The organism is Nostoc sp. DSM 114160, assembly GCF_053470305.1.
This window is the reverse complement of the sequence record NZ_JBPFGO010000001.1, coordinates 2,101,991-2,120,313: the sequence shown is the minus strand read 5'-3', so window position 1 is coordinate 2,120,313 and position 18,323 is coordinate 2,101,991. Positions and strand designations below refer to the sequence as shown.

The 18,323-nt window shown below is 42.9% G+C and carries 17 protein-coding genes, 1 tRNA gene and 1 pseudogene; 10 read left to right on the top strand and 9 right to left on the bottom strand.

What is annotated here, in order from left to right; all coding sequences use genetic code 11:
* Window positions 1–297 precede the first annotated feature (297 nt).
* The gene (locus NSTCB13_RS09605) at window positions 298–522 is read right to left on the bottom strand and encodes a hypothetical protein (RefSeq protein WP_448269492.1); all 225 of its coding nucleotides are present in this window, start codon (window positions 520–522) and stop codon (window positions 298–300) included.
* A 411-nt stretch (window positions 523–933) separates the two neighbouring features.
* On the opposite strand from NSTCB13_RS09605, the gene NSTCB13_RS09600 reads away from it, so the two are divergent.
* Window positions 934–2,610, top strand: coding sequence for a DUF3352 domain-containing protein (locus NSTCB13_RS09600; protein WP_448272124.1), 1,677 nt, complete (start codon window positions 934–936; stop codon window positions 2,608–2,610).
* 187 nt (window positions 2,611–2,797) lie between these two features.
* Here the strand turns inward: NSTCB13_RS09600 and mscL are convergent, their stop codons facing one another.
* Window positions 2,798–3,229, bottom strand: a complete 432-nt coding sequence (mscL, locus tag NSTCB13_RS09595; protein WP_448272123.1) for a large conductance mechanosensitive channel protein MscL — start codon at window positions 3,227–3,229, stop codon at window positions 2,798–2,800.
* Window positions 3,230–3,649: 420 nt separating this feature from the next.
* On the opposite strand from mscL, the gene NSTCB13_RS09590 reads away from it, so the two are divergent.
* From NSTCB13_RS09590 to NSTCB13_RS09580, 3 genes and pseudogenes are all read left to right on the top strand, one after another.
* Window positions 3,650–4,570 carry a class I SAM-dependent methyltransferase gene (locus NSTCB13_RS09590; protein WP_448269486.1) on the top strand — a complete coding sequence of 307 codons (921 nt, stop codon included), beginning with the start codon at window positions 3,650–3,652 and terminating at the stop codon, window positions 4,568–4,570.
* Window positions 4,563–5,531, top strand: coding sequence for a PrsW family intramembrane metalloprotease (locus NSTCB13_RS09585; RefSeq protein ID WP_448272121.1), 969 nt, complete (start codon window positions 4,563–4,565; stop codon window positions 5,529–5,531). The genes NSTCB13_RS09590 and NSTCB13_RS09585 overlap by 8 nt, the downstream gene beginning before the upstream one ends.
* 33 nt (window positions 5,532–5,564) lie before the next feature.
* Window positions 5,565–6,123: pseudogene (locus NSTCB13_RS09580) on the top strand (Uma2 family endonuclease).
* Between the two features lie 60 nt (window positions 6,124–6,183).
* Here NSTCB13_RS09580 and NSTCB13_RS09575 read toward each other — a convergent pair.
* The 7 genes from NSTCB13_RS09575 to psbD form a co-directional block, all read right to left on the bottom strand.
* A complete protein-coding gene (locus NSTCB13_RS09575; protein ID WP_448269480.1) occupies window positions 6,184–7,056 on the bottom strand; it encodes a 6-carboxytetrahydropterin synthase in 873 nt (290 codons plus the stop codon).
* A gap of 309 nt (window positions 7,057–7,365) precedes the next feature.
* Window positions 7,366–8,067, bottom strand: a complete 702-nt coding sequence (locus NSTCB13_RS09570) for a J domain-containing protein (protein WP_448269479.1) — start codon at window positions 8,065–8,067, stop codon at window positions 7,366–7,368.
* A 15-nt stretch (window positions 8,068–8,082) separates the two neighbouring features.
* Window positions 8,083–9,045 carry a cysteine synthase A gene (gene cysK, locus NSTCB13_RS09565; protein WP_445629353.1) on the bottom strand — a complete coding sequence of 321 codons (963 nt, stop codon included), beginning with the start codon at window positions 9,043–9,045 and terminating at the stop codon, window positions 8,083–8,085.
* A gap of 153 nt (window positions 9,046–9,198) precedes the next feature.
* Window positions 9,199–9,636 (bottom strand): RrF2 family transcriptional regulator, encoded by a 438-nt coding sequence (locus NSTCB13_RS09560; RefSeq protein ID WP_448272120.1) that lies wholly within the window; start codon window positions 9,634–9,636, stop codon window positions 9,199–9,201.
* 373 nt (window positions 9,637–10,009) lie between these two features.
* On the bottom strand, window positions 10,010–11,740 hold the full coding sequence (locus NSTCB13_RS09555) for an iron uptake porin (RefSeq protein WP_445629351.1): 1,731 nt from the start codon (window positions 11,738–11,740) through the stop codon (window positions 10,010–10,012).
* A 488-nt stretch (window positions 11,741–12,228) separates the two neighbouring features.
* Window positions 12,229–12,510, bottom strand: coding sequence for a 4a-hydroxytetrahydrobiopterin dehydratase (locus NSTCB13_RS09550; RefSeq protein WP_445629350.1), 282 nt, complete (start codon window positions 12,508–12,510; stop codon window positions 12,229–12,231).
* Window positions 12,511–13,300: 790 nt separating this feature from the next.
* Window positions 13,301–14,356, bottom strand: a complete 1,056-nt coding sequence (gene psbD, locus NSTCB13_RS09545) for a photosystem II D2 protein (photosystem q(a) protein) (protein ID WP_322694081.1) — start codon at window positions 14,354–14,356, stop codon at window positions 13,301–13,303.
* A 458-nt stretch (window positions 14,357–14,814) separates the two neighbouring features.
* Here psbD and NSTCB13_RS09540 point away from each other — a divergent pair, with 458 nt between their 5' ends.
* The 6 genes from NSTCB13_RS09540 (at window position 14,815) to NSTCB13_RS09515 (ending at window position 18,321) form a co-directional block, all read left to right on the top strand.
* Complete coding sequence (locus NSTCB13_RS09540; RefSeq protein WP_012410874.1) at window positions 14,815–15,087, top strand: hypothetical protein; 273 nt, start codon at window positions 14,815–14,817, stop codon at window positions 15,085–15,087.
* A 13-nt stretch (window positions 15,088–15,100) separates the two neighbouring features.
* On the top strand, window positions 15,101–15,778 hold the full coding sequence (locus NSTCB13_RS09535) for an ABC transporter ATP-binding protein (protein ID WP_289798692.1): 678 nt from the start codon (window positions 15,101–15,103) through the stop codon (window positions 15,776–15,778).
* A gap of 318 nt (window positions 15,779–16,096) precedes the next feature.
* Window positions 16,097–16,645 (top strand): NYN domain-containing protein, encoded by a 549-nt coding sequence (locus NSTCB13_RS09530; protein WP_445629349.1) that lies wholly within the window; start codon window positions 16,097–16,099, stop codon window positions 16,643–16,645.
* Between the two features lie 147 nt (window positions 16,646–16,792).
* A tRNA-Asn gene (locus NSTCB13_RS09525) sits at window positions 16,793–16,864 on the top strand.
* Between the two features lie 380 nt (window positions 16,865–17,244).
* A complete protein-coding gene (locus tag NSTCB13_RS09520; RefSeq protein WP_448272119.1) occupies window positions 17,245–17,652 on the top strand; it encodes a hypothetical protein in 408 nt (135 codons plus the stop codon).
* A gap of 51 nt (window positions 17,653–17,703) precedes the next feature.
* Window positions 17,704–18,321, top strand: coding sequence for a hypothetical protein (locus tag NSTCB13_RS09515; protein WP_448272118.1), 618 nt, complete (start codon window positions 17,704–17,706; stop codon window positions 18,319–18,321).
* Window positions 18,322–18,323 lie beyond the last annotated feature (2 nt).

Below are 18,323 nucleotides of genomic sequence, written 5' to 3'. Positions count from 1 at the left end.
CGATCCTGGGATTTTTTCTATATCCCTGCTGTATTTACTTTTGCTGATGTTCTGCACTTTTTGGGTATTGAGTCAAGAGTCTTTTGTGCCTCTATAGATTTTCATTAAGTACAAATACTCCTAATTATTTTTATAACTTAGGATAGCTTGCTGCTGAACACGCTACTTTGTTTAAAATGAACAGCATATCATTTGCAAATTCGCTCCTCATCTGATTGAAGTATTTTTGAGAGTAATTTTAGACCGCTAATTTATAGGATTACTAATTTTATCAGTAAATACCAACTGGAGTTGAAACTAAATGCAGGGTACTAGTTGTGTAAGAGTAAAATAATCGATTTCTGTCTCCGTAAAAACTCCCATACTGGCGAGTACCTGTAAAAGTCGCTCAGAGGGAACGCTTGTAGATTGATTTTGCGCTTCCCAAATCTTCTTAACCTCTTTAGCAAATCGGCGTAGGCGTAGCCCATCGTAAACATCGCTAGCTTGTTTGCTGCATAGAAGATGGACTATGAGATCCAAGTGCTATCGCAATCTGAAATCATTCGTAAACAATTGAGATTCTCAACTTCATAAGAGTTGTCGGGAATCTAACCCTGGCAATTTTTACAAATCAGATAGGATTGCTATGTATTTAATTTGCAAAAACCCATTTGTAGTGAAAAATCACTTTGAAGTTGGATGTTTGCTGATTGAGACGTCACGTTTAACTGAGAATCTTTATAATTAATATCCGATTAATAATGGATGTCAAAAGCAATAATTGTCTGCAAGTAGAAGGTAGATGTGCAGCTTGTCAATCAGCGTGCTGCTGAATCCTTTTGTCATGGGTTAGTCTAGCGATGGATTAGCGGAAATTATTATAAATCCGAAAACTCTACAGTGACACTTGTATAAATCTCGGTGACAATCTGAGCAAAAGAGGATAACAAAATGCCTGAAAGTAAATCAAAATTTCTCATTCCTGCTGTTGGTGCTGCCGTCGTTGTCGTAGGAAGTATAGCGGCTTACACGTACTTTAAAGGCTCACCAGTAGGTACATCAGACGCTCTAGGCAGTGCAAAAGTAGTACCTTCAACAGCACTGATGGCAACTTATATTACTACTGACTCTGGAGCCTGGGCAAAATTACAGCAGTTTGGCACTCCAGAAGCACAAAAGTTAGTGGCAAAAAGTCTGGAAGATTTCAATCAGCAAATATTCCGTGACAGTAACGTTTCTTATGAACAAGACATAAAGCCTTGGGCTGGTGGTGTGATGATTGCTGTATTGCCACCAAATCCCGTCAAACCAGCACAGTTAAAGGTACCCTCTGGGGCACCTAATGTACCAACAAATTTACAGCAGGAATCAAATATCCTGATAGTGGTGGGAATCAAGGACAAACTCAGCGCCTTGAATTTTGCTAACAAATTGAAGTCACAAAAAGGAGTGAAATTACAGGAATCTGACTATCAAGGTCAAAAAATTGTCGAAACTACACAAAATGGCAAACCGACGTATAGCGTAGTTTTAAATGATAGTCAGTTGGTATTAGCCCCTGAAAAGCAAGCTGTAGAAAAAGCAATTGATACGTTTAAGGGGCAGTCTTCTTTTGCCAGTAAAGAAGGTGCTAGCAGCATTCTTAAAGGAGTGGATGTTAAAAACAGCCTCGCCCAAATTTATGTCCCAGACTATGCCGAGATGATACAGCAATTAACTGCTGGAAATCCGCAGACAAAGCAGTTACCGCCACAAACCCTGACGCAATTGAAGCAGATAAAATCTGTGGTAGCGGGTGTTGGTGTTGATGATGCGGGAGTGCGGTTAAAAGCGATTGCTAATTTAGATCCGCAATTAAATAAATTTCAGTATCAATCAAGTCCTGGGAATATAGTCGGGCAATTTCCTGCCGATACCTTTGCTTTGATTAGCGGAAATGGTATCAGCCGTGGTTGGGAAGCGCTAGTAGAGCAATCAAAAGATTATCCAGAAATGAAGCAAGCTTTAGAACAAGCACGAGGACAACTGAAAATTGCCAATCTAGACCTAGATAAGGATATTTTTGGCTGGATGAATGGAGAATTTGCCTTTGGTGCGATTCCATCAAATCAAGGAGTATTGGCGAGTGTTGGTTTTGGAGGTGCTTTAGTATTTGATACTAGCGATCGCAAAACTGCCGAAGCCACCTTAACAAAATTGGATACCCTTGCCAAAACTCAACAAATCAACGTCGCCAACAGAAACATCGGTGGTAAAGACGTAACTGAATGGCAAATTCCCCGACAAGGAGCTTTATTGGCACATGGTTGGCTAGACCAAGATACTGTATTTGTAGCTCTTGGTGGCCCAATTGCTGACGCAGTTAGCGATCGCAAAAATCCATCTCTCGACACTAGCGACGCTTTCAAAGCCGTGACTGGTTCTTTGCAAAAGCCCAACGGTGGCTATTTCTACCTAGATATGGATAAAACGAAAACTGTGCCGCTGATCAATAGTTTTGTATCATCTAACGCCGATACCCTCACCATTTTGAATTCCATTCGTGGTGTTGGTTTTACCGCTATTAGCCCTGATAAATCGACCAGTGAATTAGAGATGTTGTTAGCTCTCAAGCCTACTGCAAAGTAGGGTATTGGGCATTGGGAAAGAGGAGGCAGGAGGCTCAGTTGGCAGAAGGCAGAAGTTCTAAAATGTTTGAATTTTGAATACTTCGGCTCCCTTCGACTTCGCTCAGGGCAAGACGCTCAGTACAAGTTTTGAATTTTGAATTGATTTCTCCTCTGCTCCCCTGCTCCTTCATCCCCTTACTCTCCATTTACAAAACTTGATTATTCCGAGTTTCCAAGGTTTGGTTGAGTCTATCCAACGCGCTAGTCAATCTTTCTTGGACTACAAGGTTAGGATCTGGCAAGGGTTCATCGGTTACTTCTTCTTGTCTCTTAAATTTTTGTAAGGCTCGAATTGCCACAAATAAAACTAAGGCAATGATTACAAAGTCAACTATTGCGCCAAGAAAGTGACCAATCTTGATTCCCGGGCCAATGGCGATTGTTCTCCAGTCTTTGCCAGCAAAACTAACCAAGGGATTAATCAATGGCATGATCGCATCTTCAACAAGAGAAGTGACAATCTTACCAAAAGCACCACCAATGATGACAGCGATCGCCAAGTCAACTACATTGCCTTTAAGGGCAAACTCTTGAAAATCTTTTAAAAAGCCACTTGCTCTTCTTCTTGCTCTGGCCATACTTGACTCTCAATAAGCTTAACTTACTGTAATTTTCTTTAGAAAAGGCACTCAGCTTTTTGCCATCCCTGTTGAGATAGATATTGCTAAGTATCAAAATTTTACCAGTCTTGAATAAAATTCTCTGATAAAGAAATATAAATTGGAAACCAGCATAATTCACATTTTCTCAGAACTTTGCTGTTCTCCAAATATCAACCTTCTATAATATTTGTTGCTTAGAGCAAGCCAAAGGAGGCAGACTGCCGTTATACAATTCGATTCATTTCATTTCTATAGCAGTCCTAAATGAGTTGCTTTCCACATCTATTCCCTATTCCTTGTCTCCACGAGTAGTTTGTAAATCAAATAGGATTGCTATAGACTGCCGTCCAGCAAGTATGTCATAAGTAGAAAAGGCTGTTAAATGCAAACTGATTTATGACCGCTGCTGTAAACAATAATCCTGGTTTAGCTTCCCGTTTGGTAAATGGCATACTGGCAATCCAGCCTTTAGCTAACCTAGCCAAGCATCAAGCTAGACAAATGATGATTAAACGTGCCCAGAGAATTGGTGTGCCTTGGACGCAAGAAGTCGAAACACTACAGGCGCGTGATTGGAAGGCTGATCTAGCTCAAGTAGAAAATCCTCAGCTTTCCTACCCAGAATACTATTTGCGGCCATTCCATGCCTACGAAGGTGGAGACCTCAGTTGGAAAGCGGCTTGGGAGCTAGAAGTTGCTGCTCATACTGTCCATGCCGGAATTTGGCCAGATGCTGGAGCAGAAGGAGATGCTAAACTGCGCCAAAGTTACCACGATATCCTCAAAGTGCAAATCCCCAATCAACCCCAAGACATCCTAGATTTGGCCTGTGGTGTCGGTTTGAGTACATTTACCATACAAGAAATTTATCCCTATGCCAAAATTACAGGCTTGGACTTATCTCCCTACTTCTTAGCCGTAGCTAATTACCGTGCCCAACAACGCCAAGCTAAAATTAACTGGCTTCATGCCCAAGCTGAATCTACCGGGCTACCTGATGCCTCTTTTGATTTAGTTTCTATTTTCCTGATGTGCCACGAATTACCCCAATCAGCAACCCGACAAATTTTAGCTGAAATGCGGCGAGTGTTGCGTCCGGGTGGCTACTTGGCAATCATGGATATGAATCCCAAATCTGAAGTTTACAAGAAAATGCCAGCCTACATTTTGACTTTGCTCAAAAGTACTGAACCATATTTAGATGAATATTTTGCTTTAGACATTGAGCAAGCTATTGTTGAGGCGGGTTTCCAAACTCCCACTATTACCAACAATACCCACCGTCACCGTACAGTAATTGCTCAGGTGAGTGGTTGATTTATCTCTACTGTTGTGGGCAGTAATACCACCCTTGCTGCTGCTTGGCTACTACTACTGTCGAGTGCCATTTGCCCCACCTTTGTTAAAGTTACTGATGTTCTTTATCATTGGGGCAATATCTGGTATCCTAGCCCTTAGCCTGGAATGGGTTTTTGAAACTGTAGCGAACTATTTTGTAGACTGGCAACAGCTCAAACGTTGGCTTCCTGGTATAGCCTTGCGGCAGCTTGTGGAAGTAGGCACAATTGAAGAAGGCTGCAAGTTAGCTGCGGTTTTTATCCCAACCTACTATCTGCAACGCAAATATCGATTACTTCACTCGACGGTTTTCCTCTTCACCATCGCCGTTGCCCTTGGATTTACTGCCGAAGAAAACTGGATTTACCTTTTCCACGATACCGCATCAATTCTTGACCGGACTATTGGCACACCAGTCCACGCTATGTTTTCTGCTCCTTGGGGATATGCTTTAGGAATTTATATTTCCTCCAATACTCGGTTAAATCGAGACAAGAAGTTTATTTTTAGGGCTTGGCTAAATTCTGTAATCTGCCATGCTCTAATTAATGTCCTATCTAGTGCTTGGCGTTACTCACTACCCCTACGTTTCCTGAGTTATGGTTTATTTCCGTTTCTGTTGTGGATGTTTTGGCGACTAGAACAATTACTGCGAAAAGTGCAAGGTAAACCTGTAATTACCCTAATTTCAGACCGTATACGCCAGCGTCGTTACTGGCAGAGGAGTTTAGTGCTGTTTGCCCTCGTACTGGGTGGAAATGCTATTTTTGGGCTGTTTCTCTTAGTCAGGAAAATTAGTCCTTTGAGTCCGTCGAAGCTTTTTGACATTTATATTTTGTGGTTTATATTTAGTCGCTTTTTACTAAATCTCTTTTTTGGAGTTTTAGCGTGGGGCATTTATCGCTATTTGCGACATTCTGCCCGCCGTCGGTATTTTTAAAATATGATTTAGGAAAAGGCTAGGGGGTTTCTCATGCAAACAACTCCAGTGCGTTGGACGACTGCTGACCCTAGAGCTATTTGCTAGCGATCGCAGAAATCGCTATGAGATTATTGATGGAGAACTATTTGTGACTAAAGCGCCTAATTGGGATCATCAGACAAGCTGCGTCAATATTGCTACAGCTCTTAAGATTTGGTCAGATGAAACTGGTCTGGGTAAAGCTGCGATCGCACCTGGAATTATTTTCTCAGATTCTGACAATGTGATCCCTGATGTGGTATGGGCAAGTCATGAACGTTTAAAAAATTTACTAGATGAAGCTGGACATCTCACGGGCGCACCGGAGTTAGTTGTAGAGGTTTTATCACCCGGCGAAAAAAACGAGAAACGCGACAAAGAAACAAAGCTAAAACTGTACTCGGTGCAAGGAGTTCAAGAATATTGGATTTGCGATTCTATACAGAAGAAAGTTGAGGTTTATCGACGCGAACAGGCTGTATTAAAGTTAGCAGCTACTTTATTTAGTCAAGATGAATTGACAAGTCCTTTGCTACCTGGTTTTAACTGCTTAGTAAGTAAACTTTTTTAGCTGGGCATGGGCATGGGGACGATCTAAATTCCCTATGTCCTATGCCTAATTTGCAATTAGCTAAACTTGTGCTAATACTGGTTGATTCACGGATGCGTTGACTGAATTTGATTCAGACTCAGTGCAGTAGATTTCACAGGAGTTATTCGGACTTTCAATCAGTTTTACTTTGTAAAGTTTAGCTCCCAATTCTTGAATAGGCGATCGCAGTAAATTACTAATGTAAAGCGCGATATTTTCAGCAGTCGGCACAACTTCGGCAAAGTAGGGAATATCTTTGTTTAAAAAGGTGTGATCGAATGGCTCCACCACATAATCTTCTACCACTTTATTCAGGGCACCTAAATCAACAATCATGCCAGTGCGTGGGTCAATTTCCCCTTTCACGGTAACTTCTAGATGATAATTGTGTCCGTGGCCGTTCGGACGAGCGCATTTCCCATAAATTTCAGTGTTTTCTTCATTACTGAGTTTAGGATGAGCTAGCCGATGGGCGGCGCTAAAGTGAGTACTGATGGTGAGGTAGGCTTCCATTGCGTTTCCCATATAATCTGCCCAAAGTTCAGGATGTTCAAATAACTGCACGCGGACTAGAGGTAAGTGCGGTGCTAGCCGTTGCCAGATAATCCGTGCAATATTCTCAGTGGTAGGCAGAGTTTGTTGAAATTCTGCCCACACATCATTGAGATAAGAGAAGTCCAATTGACTGGTAACTTCCCGTTTAATTACGTGTTTTACATCAGACAAGTTCAGCACCATACCATATTCATCCAATTCTCCCGCTAGAGAGATGAATAAGACATAGTTATGTCCGTGTCCCGGAAATCTAGTACCAACACCAAATTTCTCAATATTCTCGGCTTCACTCAGTTCTGGCAACCAATAACGATGACTTGCAGAAAACTGGGCGCGGCGATTAACAATGCATTGCATGAGTACACTATAAGCAGAATTTAAAATTTCTTAATCTTTTTCTGCTTCCAGCATAAACTAATTCCTAAGTTATGTGTCATTTGTCATTTGTCACTTGTACTGAGCGAAGTCGTTGGCGTGGTCACTGAGCGTAGTCGAAGTGCAGCCTCTCTAAGAGTTGTATTTGTCATTTGTCCAAGAGAAGCCACGCCCACTCTTTAAAGTGGTTTGAATTAATTCGATGAAAGATAAAGTTTTTCCGCCCACCATAAAAGTAAGCTTAGGTTATCACAAGAGACGGGGTATGTACCAATGACCAATGACCAATGATTATGTAACAGAAGCTTGTGCTTCACAGTGCAATCTCGAAGCTATGCGGAATAGTTCATGACCTGTGTGTAAATAACGCTCATCGTAGTTCAAAGGAAAATAACCTAATTCATCGAGTCCATCTGCTACTTGATCGAGGCTGTAGTAAAGGTGAGCCGCCGTTCTTGCGAGACTAGGGGGATTTGGCAGGGAGCGAAAAGTAGTTTGTGCCTGCTTGAGGTCATCTCGACAGGTTTTTAAGTATTCCTGAAATTCATCTAACAACTCATCATCAAAGGGATCGGCAGCTAATTGATCCATTTGTTCTTCTAAGGAATAAAGAATGGTACAAAGCAAGCGATTTACTGGTTGGTAAACTTGGCGTAGCCATTCTTCAACTTGCTCGTCAACATCACGTCCGGTTTTTCGTGTGGTCTGGTAATGCTGTTGGGCTGATGCTGTACGCTGTTGGCGATCGCTATTTAATTTTTGGGAGTCATCTTGCAGTTCTTGGTCATAATTGCGGCGATTTTGGTTGTCGCCTAAGACCTCATAAGCTGCATTGATGCGGATAATTTGCTCGCGATCGGCTGTTTCCTGATTACTGTCAGGATGAAACAACTTAACCAAGCGGCGATAAGCTTGCTTAATCTCCGCAAGGCTAGCACTTGGACTAACTTTGAGAGTTTCGTAATGGTTAGAAACGTGCTTAGAATTGACCATTAATTCAATGTATCGTTAACTGACGCTAGTGGCTAACCTTGCCTCCAGGTCTTGGAACAACGGTGTACTCAAATACCTCTCACCAAAGCTAGGCTGAATCATCACAATTAAACGTCCCTGATTTTCTTGACGTTGGGCAACGCGAATTGCTGCACATAAAGCTGCCCCACTGGAAATACCAGATAGTAGCCCTTCTTCTTTTGCCAAACGCCGACTATAAGCGATCGCATCTTCATCGGTGACGGTAATAACTTCATCAATTAATTTTATCTTGAGTACTTGGGGAATAAACCCAGCACCTATTCCCTGAATTTTGTGAGGGCCTGGTCGTCCTCCAGATAAAACTGGGCTATTGGCTGGTTCAACTGCGATCGCCTTGGAATTAGGCTTGCGTGCTTTAATCACTTCTGCTACACCAGTGATCGTACCACCTGTACCCACTCCCGCCACAATGATATCAACTTGTCCATCGGTATCTTCCCAGATTTCAAGCGCCGTAGTTTCCCGATGCACTTTTGCATTGGCTGGATTGCGGAACTGCTGCAACATATAGGTATTTGGTGTAGTATTAACTATTTGCTGCGCTCGTTGAATTGCCCCACTCATGCCTTCCATTCCTGGTGTTAGTTCGAGTTCTGCTCCATAAGCTCGCAACATTGCCCGACGCTCTCCACTCATCGTCTCTGGCATTGTCAAAATTAATCGATAACCCTTTGCTGCTGCTGCCATTGCTAGGGCAATACCAGTGTTTCCAGAAGTAGGTTCTACCAATACTGTCTTCCCAGGAGTAATTAGCCCCTCCTCTTGGGCAGCGTTAATCATGCTTACCCCAATCCGGTCTTTAACTGATGCCGATGGGTTCATACTTTCCAGTTTCACCACAATTTCTGCAACACATCCTTCTGTTTGAGGAATGTGGTTCAACTGGACTAGGGGTGTACGACCGACAAGTTCTGTAATGTTACGAGCTATTCGCATAAATTAATCCTTAATTATTAATTATTTGTTATTGGTCATTAATCATCAACAAATGACAAATACTTCTCTACGAGAGGCTGCACTTCGACTACGCTCAGTGACCACGCCAACGACTTCGCTCAGTACAAGTGACTAATGACAAATGACTCTTGACTAAATGTAGTACATGATATCTAATTGCCGCCGCGAATCTCGTTTTTCACAAAGATCCTGGAGCGTGTATTTTTGGAAGACGGAATTTGCCGCGCGACTTGCTTCTTGCCAAATTTCTTCTATAACTGAACTGTCTATGCTTTTGGAATTAACGTTTTCTTCACCAGCCCGCGCCTCTAAGCCTTCTAAACATTCCAAAATTTCAAAAAGGATGATTTTTCGGGGTTCTCGCGTTAACAGATAGCCTCCTTTTGACCCACGTTGACTTTTAACTATACCGCCACGCCTCAAGGTTGCTAGTAGCTGTTCCAAATAGCGATCGGGTATGTTTTGTTGTGCTGCAATTTGTCGAATTTGCAGCGGTTCGCCGCTTTCGTAATGAGCGGCCATCTCTAATAAGGCGAGAATTGCGTATTCTGATTTACAGGATAGTTCCACAAGCAGCAATAAGTTAGGGGTAAAAATTAGAAGTTAGAAGTTAGGAGTTAGGAGTCATTCAATTTGGACTTTAGATTTTTCCTTAAATCTAAAATCCAAAATTCAAAATCTAAAATTGCCAGTGTTGAGATATTATGCATTCTCAATTGTATGGAATACAGACTACTCGTAAGGGCACAGCATGTATTACATCTAAACGATAACTGTCAAATTCATATAAAACCCGCCATAACTTTTAACTCACAACTCCTAACTTTTCTAGTATACTCCGGTTAACTACTGGGGTTTATCCATTATTATTACCGAAAACAAAAAACCCCGCCTAATGGCGGGGATAAATAGAGTTCAAATTTGTCAGCAGATAATCAACACTCTAGAAGGTGAAAGTAGTTCTGAGCGTACCGATAATAGCATCATCGTTAGCGCTGTTTTGACCAGGAGAGGTCAACCAGATTACACCAGGGGTTACAGAGATGTTATCCGATACACGATACTTGTAGAAGCCTTCAAAGTGGTAGGGTACATCATTGTTGCCACCAAAACCTGGGCGGTTAAAGGAATAGGGTTCTGCACCAGCAAAAATACCTAAAACGTTACCTTTTTTACCGAAATCAGGTAAGGCTACCCCTAAACCGTAGCTCCAAGCTTGATAATCATCACCTGCACCTGCACCTGTAACATCATGGTAAGAGACGAATCCACTAACGGACAGTTTGTCGCTAGGTCTAAACGCAGCCGACACACCGTAGGAGTTGCTGCTAGATCGGGTTATACCCGCTGCATTACCTAAAAAGTTAGCTTGTCCAGTACCTACATCAAAAGCTCCAGTTACTCCGTCTGTACCAGAGTCGAATAAAGCACCACTGGCACTATATCCGTGGACGTAGGTAGCAGCTAAAGCCAAGCGATCGCCAACACTAAAGTTCAACTGTCCAAGAGCTGCATAATCACCGTTGGTCAGACCTGTACTAAGACCAGGATTATTAGCTTGGGATGCCAAGTAACCCGCAGTGATTGAGCTATTTCCTAGGATACCGCCACCTTTACCAAGGGGTACATTGAGTGCTATACCAGCACCGCCACCAATTCGATAGATGGGACTTTCAGAAGCAAAGGTAGATAAAGCGCCGTTACCACCATCGTCAGTGTTGTCAAAAAAGTAAGGATTGTTGACAGCAGCATACTGGCTATGCCGTCCGCCACTAGCTGCGAGGTAAACTTGGGCTGGGCCTATGGGAGCTTCATAAGTCAAGCGGTCTATTCTAACACTGTTGTTACCATTGCCTATACCAACTTGATATGTTTGTGTACCTTCAGCAGTATTGATAACACCACCAGCGTTATCCACTATTGAAAAGGGATTTGAATTACCCGCTGCTAGGCGTGTGTGTAAAACGTCTCTACCAGTGAAGCTAGTTTGTAAGTCTAAACGTACTCTATCTTGAAAGACGGTATTGTTAGCGTCACCAGTGTTACCACCAAATGCATCACTGACGGCAAAAACAGCTTCACCAACCAGTTTTGTGGTTGTGGAGAACTGATTAGCTTCTAATTCAGCAGTCCGCGCTTCTAAGGAATCTACGCGACCGCGTAGGGTTGCCAATTCTGCGGAAAATTCTTCTTGTAACCGTTGTAAGGTAGCTAAATCTTGTTTAGTTACCAAGTCCGCTGTTGCTGTGGCAATCAATTCGTTAACCCGATCCAAACAGGCATTCAAACCAGCGGCAAATTCATAACGGGTCAAAGCACGATTACCGCGATATGTCGAATTCGGATAACCTGCAATACAACCATAGCGCTCAACCAAGGACTGCAATGCTTGGAATGCCCAGTCAGTAGGTTGTACATCGGAAAATTGAGAAACCGATGTTACTTGAGACTGAGAATTACCTTGGTTGCCTTCGTTGCTGTAGCGATTAACTTGATCTATGGTTGTTTGAGCCAGTATTTCTGGCTGTTGGGCAACTTGAGTTACACCTAGTTGTTTGGCTGGTGATACTTCAGTGGTTGTGCTTGGGGCCGCCATTGCTGTTGCCGAAACTAACAATGTTGCTCCCAAAACTGCTGGGCTAACCACTAAGGATTTCCATAAGAGATTAGACATTTTTCCTTTACTCCTCACACCTTGTTTAGATATTGGTTTCCTTACACCTAAGTCTCGAAAATGCGACATCTCATTGAAACCTATGGATGAGGCATAGTTGTCTCTACTACAATTCTAGTTTTTGCAAAGCTAATAAACGATTAACTTTGGGTTAAAAACTGATGTGATTAACTTATGCAAAAACATATCTTTATATCATAACATTATAAAACATCCGATCTAGATGGCAATATTGGAGCGATCGCCTTAATAACTGTCACACATACTTATCTATATATCTAAGCTGGGAGTAGAGTTTGGGTCATTCGCTCTCTACACAGGCTAAATTACTGAGGCTTTAGACACTTAGGTTTGCCATCAAAAATCGCTTCTTTCACTTAACCCTAGTATAAATCTCACGCCAGTTAGAAGACATTGGCTCGGGGATATAAACCCTATATCGTAGTGAGTTCCTATAATTTGGTGCAAGAGATTTTCAAAGAAATCACTTACTCAATCTGGGAAATCACCCGTGCTACATCAAAATCTGGCTGCGTCAATCCGCCTGCATCATATGTTGTAAGTGTAATCTTCACTTTATTATAGGAAATCTCTATATCTGGATGATGTCCGGCTGACTCAGCCGGTTCAACCAGCTTATTGACAAACTCAATTGCTTCAATAAAATCTTTGAATGTGCGGGTAATTTGCAACTTGGAATCTTGAATAGTCCAATCTGACAGAACCTTTGCCTGTTCTTGAATTTCCGCTTCGGTGAGTAGTTGTGCCATATCAAGAAACTGCTACTTCTATAGTTAATATATTTATTTATTACATTTTGCATCTGACAAAGGCAAACCCCTTTTATTCTCCACACAGAAAGCATGGGAGGATAAATTCAGCCACAATGTATATGTCTAGATTTAAATCAGACTTGGCAGATAGACGCTATTTCTCATATTTGGTCAAACTCCAAGGTTTAACGCAAGATAATTATGCTTTTTAAGATAACTTAGATAGGTTGGCTTTGTTCGTGGCAGCCATCGCTATCTCTCTTTTAAAAGTAAGCATTGATAAAACAAAAATCATTTATAAAAAACTATCCGCCCTGATTTAGATCGGATGATCTAAGTCAGAGCGGTCTAGCGGGGTCTTCAGGTTGCAACCAGACTGCCGGAAGGAACTCCGAGCTTGCCTAGCTAATTGAGCTAACTTAGTATCTCAAAGATAACTAAGGCTAACTTTTAGAGAACAGCCCCGGCGCGCAGCCGGCTAACTGCAACCTGATGACCCATGCATTTACTACTTTCTATCATGGGCATCACCTCCTTGTTGCCTAAGCGGTCTTAGTTTCAAAAGGGCAGAGGATTTACTCTGGGTTCTTAACCTTCATCTAACATAACACATAAATTTAGAGATATTAACCAATATATAAAAAATCTCCCACCTTTTAGATGGGAGATTACTTCAGATAGTGAAAAATGACACTTTATTGGCTGATTACAGGGAGATTATTTTATGTGGGTGTGTCAATTTTCGCCAACCACAACCCTAATTCAAGTCATGGTCAAATTTGAATTCTTAGAGAGCGTTACCGCGAGGTAGAACTTCTTCAGGGAATACAAATTGTTCGTGGGGTTGATCTTGAGGAGCCATCCAAGCGCGGATACCCTCGTTGAGCAAAATGTTTTTGGTATAGAAGGTTTCAAACTCCGGGTCTTCCGCCGCCCGCAATTCTTGGGAGACGAAATCATAAGCCCGCAGGTTGAGTGCTAAACCGACAATGCCGACGGCACTCATCCACAAGCCTGTGACTGGCACGAACAACATAAAGAAGTGCAACCAGCGTTTGTTGGAGAAAGCAATCCCGAAAATCTGTGACCAGAAACGGTTTGCCGTCACCATTGAGTAGGTTTCTTCCGACTGGGTGGGATTGAAGGCGCGGAAGGTGTTAGCACCATCACCATCTTCAAACAAGGTATTTTCGACTGTGGCACCGTGAATCGCGCACAGTAGCGCACCACCCAATACACCCGCAACACCCATCATGTGGAAGGGGTTGAGTGTCCAGTTGTGGAACCCTTGCAGGAATAACAGGAACCGGAAGATAGCCGCGACGCCAAAGCTGGGTGCAAAGAACCAGCTTGATTGTCCCAAGGGGTACATCAGGAATACGCTGACGAATACCGCAATCGGAGCAGAGAATGCCAGAGCGTTGTAAGGGCGGATACCTACTAGACGAGCAATTTCAAATTGCCGTAACATGAAGCCAATCAAACCGAAGGCTCCGTGTAGGGCAACGAACGGCCACAACCCACCCAATTGGAACCAACGGGTGAGGTCGCCTTGAGCTTCTGGTCCCCACAACAGCAATAGGGAATGTCCCATGCTGTCGGCGGGGGTGGATACTGCCACTGTTAGGAAGTTACAGCCTTCTAAGTAGGAGGAGGCTAATCCGTGGGTGTACCAAGAGGTGACGAAGGTGGTGCCGGTCAGCCAACCGCCTAGTGCTAGGAAGGCGCAGGGGAATAATAGTATCCCTGACCAACCTACGAATACGAAGCGATCGCGCTTGAGCCAGTCGTCGAGAACGTCAAACCACCCTCTACTGGGGGCGCGTCCAACTGCGATGGTCATTAGAGCAAATCTCCAAATTTTATAAGTACAGGTTGTATCTGTATTATAGACGGCTATAAATAAAGCCTTCTACAAGCAGAAAATTTACCGGGTTGTTAACCTAGTTTACAATTTTTTACACACCTTTAATTATATTAGGTGTAAATTGCTAATTTTTCTAGGGGTTTTCTCATAAAATTTATTTTTTGATTTAGATGAGGTGATAAATAAGGAGTAGGGAATAGGGAATCAGGAGCAGAGGAGCAGGGGAGCAGGGGAGCAGGGGAGGCAGGGGAGCAGAAGAACTGAGAGATGAGGGAGATAAGGGGACAAGGGGACAAGGGGTTAAACAAAACTCCTAACTCCTAACTCAGCACTCAGCACTCTTAACGCCCAATGCCCCATGCCCAATCCTCATTTCCCTAGAATCACTCAGCTGACGCTAAAATGAGTCCACAGTTAAATTTGATTATTGCTAAATGTTTACCATCGATTTAAGCATCAGAAATACTGCTTTCCCAATCTCAGTACAACGTAAGTCAGCAGAGGATGCTGAGGCTGTCTATCAGCTAATTTTGGCAGCAATCCGTTCTGGGAACCCTGACATTGTAGAACTCAAGTGCGAGGGCAAGACAGAGAAAAAAATTGCTGTCCGCGCTAGTGAAATTTCTGGGGTGCAGATTGTTCAGAAAGATGGTACAACCCCTGGTGGCGGCAGACCACCTGGCTTTTTCGCTGTAGCTGCTGAGTAACCAAGGTTGACAAATGGCTCAAGTGGGCATTGAGGTCAAAGATTTAAATTTCAGTTGGCCAAATGGAGAGAAAGTTATCAAATCTTGCTCTTTAGAAGTACCCAAGGGTGAGTTTTGGATGCTCTTGGGTACAAATGGCAGCGGAAAATCTACTTTACTGAGACTGCTAGCGGGGTTGTTAGCTCCTGAATCTGGCGAAATTCGGGTTTTGCAACCCGTTGGCTTTGTCTTCCAAAATCCAGATCATCAACTGGTGATGCCAACTGTTGGTGCTGATGTGGCTTTTGGATTGGTGGAAGAAAAGTTGCCACCTGCTGCTACCAGAGCAAGAGTTGAGGAGGCGCTTGGGGCAGTGAATTTGCTTACGTTGCAACGACGCCCTATTTATGCACTTTCTGGGGGACAAAAACAGCGAGTCGCGATCGCAGGTGCGATCGCCCGTCGCTGTGAAGTCTTATTATTAGATGAACCCACTGCTTTACTAGATCCAGATAGCCAATTGGATTTAGTTGCTGGTGTCCGCCGCCTTGTCAAAAGTCGAGGTATTACAGCCCTTTGGGTGACACATCGATTAGATGAGCTAAATTACTGTGATGGCGCTTTCTTGTTAGAAAAAGGTTCTCTGGTTGATAGTGGTGAAGCCCAACGCCTCAAACAACGTCTGATGGAGGTACACAGCGAAGCCTCTTAATTAAGTACTGAGTACTGAGTACTGAGTGCTGAGTACTGAGTGCTGAGTGCTGAGTGCTGAGTGCTGAGTGCTGAGTGCTGAGTGCTGAGTGCTGAGTCAAATTCATTGCATTCAGTACTCCTAAATACTACTAACAAGAACTGTAACGCGCCTTTTAAATAAAGGCGCGTTTTAAGTTGGTGCGTCTATCTGAAGTTTGAGTTTTGTGAGGCTGCCGTATTTTTTATTCTGTGTAACATAGTGTTACAGACTATGCATCAATTATTATAAAACTTATGAATGAATTTTGTTAACTCTAGAAAATTGTGATTAAAAACCATGCCCCGTTCCTTACTCCAAGCCGTTTTGTTAGTGGACGGCTACAATATAATAGGCGCTTGGCCTTGCCTTAAAAAAACGCGTGATAGCGTTGGATTAGAGGCAGCACGGGGCGAACTTGTGGAAGCAATGACTGGTTATAGTGCGTTTCAAGGTTACACAACTCAGATAGTTTTTGATGCCCAATATCAAAACACCTCTAGTAATAAAGAAATTATTACTGAGCTTTTATCTGTTTATTACACTGATTTTGGGCAAACCGCAGATACTTATATTGAGAAATCCTGCGCTTCTTTTCGCCACCAAATAGCGCAATCTTTGATTTCTCGCGTGATTGTTGCTACATCAGATCGGGCACAGCAGTTGATGATACAAGGATATGGGGCTGAATGGTTGTCAGCACAACAACTCTGTGGGGAAGTGGAAGCCACTGTCTGCCGGATGCGACAAAAGTATCATACGCGCAAACAATCTAAGAGTCGGTTTTTAGCTAATGCCATTGATGCTAAAGCGCGGCAGCGTCTGGCTGAATTACGAATGGGATTGTAATAGATATTTAGTATCTAAGAGTCTCTGCTTAAGTTCCTGAATAGATTTTGGCTGCAAAGTTTCTATAAATTAACTATCTAAAAAAAATATTGGCGAAAGTACTTGCCAAATCTTATTTTTAGCCCTAATATTATAAATCGTGAGCGATCCTCAGTAGCTCAGTGGTAGAGCGATCGACTGTTAATCGATTGGTCGCTGGTTCGAATCCAGCCTGGGGAGTTTATCAATTTTAGATTTTAAATTTTGGATTCTAGATTATCCATCAGAGACTTGTGGTCGCTTGACTAGGCTGTGACGTTTCTGAATCATGGGTCTTTTGGTGCTTGTCCTAAACAAGTGCTGGAGTTTCAACAAAGACTGCGATCGCATCAAGGGTTTGTTCTGCACTTGTAGCAGTAAACATTGGCCCATTTGCCAAAATATTTTTCTCAAATACCATGTTTAAGGCAGGAGACGCGATGAATCGCCGTCTCTACAAATCGGTCTTTGGTAGAGATGGTGATTTATCGCGTCTTTGCGATTTGCAAAGAGATTATGGGGCTAGTGTTATTCTTTTAAGTGATTGCACTTAAATTGCTGAAACTAGGATAACGCTTTACATGACTTCTGGAGCGCTGCCTTCTAATCCTTTTGTGGCTGCGGGGATAATTGAAGATCCCAGAGTGTTTGTCGGTCGTAAAGATGAATTACACGCGATCGCATCTCGGATGAAGGGCGATCAGCCTACAAGTATAAATATAGTTGGTGAGAAGCACATTGGTAAATCTTCGTTGCTGTATTATTTCGTTCGGACTTGGGAGCAGCGAGTATTACACAAGACCAATCGTTATGTGGTTATTTACTTACCGTTACGGGGTGTAGATTGCCAAACTGAAACGGGTTTTTATGAGGCTGTAGCTGAAGGTTTACTGAGTCACGTTCAGAGATGGCAACAACGCAGTCTGCAAAATTGTTGGAAGACTAAACCGCTTAATCGTCAAGCATTTTCAGATGCGGTTAAGCAATGAAAACAGCAAGGAAAGCTACCCGTCCTCTGTCTGGATGATTTTGAAAGCCTTTTGAAACATCCCGATAAATTCGATAATGGATTTTATGACAATTTGCGATCGCTCATGGATAGCAATGCCTTGATGCTAGTGGTAACTTCCCGTAAACTACTGGATGTTTATGCTAACGAGCATCGGCTTGTCTCTAGGTTTTTCAATATTGGTCACACGATTTCTTTGAATGAACTAACTACAGATGAGGCTATTGAACTGTCGCGCTTACCAACTCGCTCTACAAATGGTGCTGCTTTGAGTGTAGATGAACAGAATCATGCCCAGCAATGGGGCGATCATCATCCTTACAAGTTGCAATTGGCTGGTTACTATTTGTGGGAAGCACGTCAACAAGGCAAGGCAATCAAGTGGGCGAAACAGCAGTTTGACCAACAGCTTGCAGATCCTAAATCTAAAGCAAAGGGACAGGGATGGCAATTATGGCTGCATTGGTTAGTTTGGGATTTACCAGTGCGCCTGGGTAGAATAGCCAAGTTCATTGGTGGGGCTGTTGATGATGTGAGCAACTGGATTATCGGGATGGTAATCTTGCTTTTGCTCGTTTTGGTTTTGGTGGGTGTGCTGCACTGGAATGAAGTTTGGGATTTTGTGCGTGACAAGCTGGGGATAAAGTAGCA

Bases quoted from the DNA above. Each gene is read 5' to 3' on its own strand.
- NSTCB13_RS09520 (WP_448272119.1), top strand. From the start codon at position 17,245: ATGACTTCTGGAGCGCTGCCTTCTAATCCTTTTGTGGCTGCGGGGATA.
- NSTCB13_RS09540 (WP_012410874.1), top strand. From the start codon at position 14,815: ATGTTTACCATCGATTTAAGCATCAGAAATACTGCTTTCCCAATCTCA.
- mscL (WP_448272123.1), bottom strand. From the start codon at position 3,229: ATGGCCAGAGCAAGAAGAAGAGCAAGTGGCTTTTTAAAAGATTTTCAA.
- cysK (WP_445629353.1), bottom strand. From the start codon at position 9,045: ATGCGAATAGCTCGTAACATTACAGAACTTGTCGGTCGTACACCCCTA.
- NSTCB13_RS09555 (WP_445629351.1), bottom strand. From the start codon at position 11,740: ATGTCTAATCTCTTATGGAAATCCTTAGTGGTTAGCCCAGCAGTTTTG.
- NSTCB13_RS09550 (WP_445629350.1), bottom strand. From the start codon at position 12,510: ATGGCACAACTACTCACCGAAGCGGAAATTCAAGAACAGGCAAAGGTT.
- NSTCB13_RS09530 (WP_445629349.1), top strand. From the start codon at position 16,097: ATGCCCCGTTCCTTACTCCAAGCCGTTTTGTTAGTGGACGGCTACAAT.
- psbD (WP_322694081.1), bottom strand. From the start codon at position 14,356: ATGACCATCGCAGTTGGACGCGCCCCCAGTAGAGGGTGGTTTGACGTT.
- NSTCB13_RS09600 (WP_448272124.1), top strand. From the start codon at position 934: ATGCCTGAAAGTAAATCAAAATTTCTCATTCCTGCTGTTGGTGCTGCC.
- NSTCB13_RS09590 (WP_448269486.1), top strand. From the start codon at position 3,650: ATGACCGCTGCTGTAAACAATAATCCTGGTTTAGCTTCCCGTTTGGTA.
- NSTCB13_RS09575 (WP_448269480.1), bottom strand. From the start codon at position 7,056: ATGCAATGCATTGTTAATCGCCGCGCCCAGTTTTCTGCAAGTCATCGT.
- NSTCB13_RS09570 (WP_448269479.1), bottom strand. From the start codon at position 8,067: ATGGTCAATTCTAAGCACGTTTCTAACCATTACGAAACTCTCAAAGTT.
- NSTCB13_RS09535 (WP_289798692.1), top strand. From the start codon at position 15,101: ATGGCTCAAGTGGGCATTGAGGTCAAAGATTTAAATTTCAGTTGGCCA.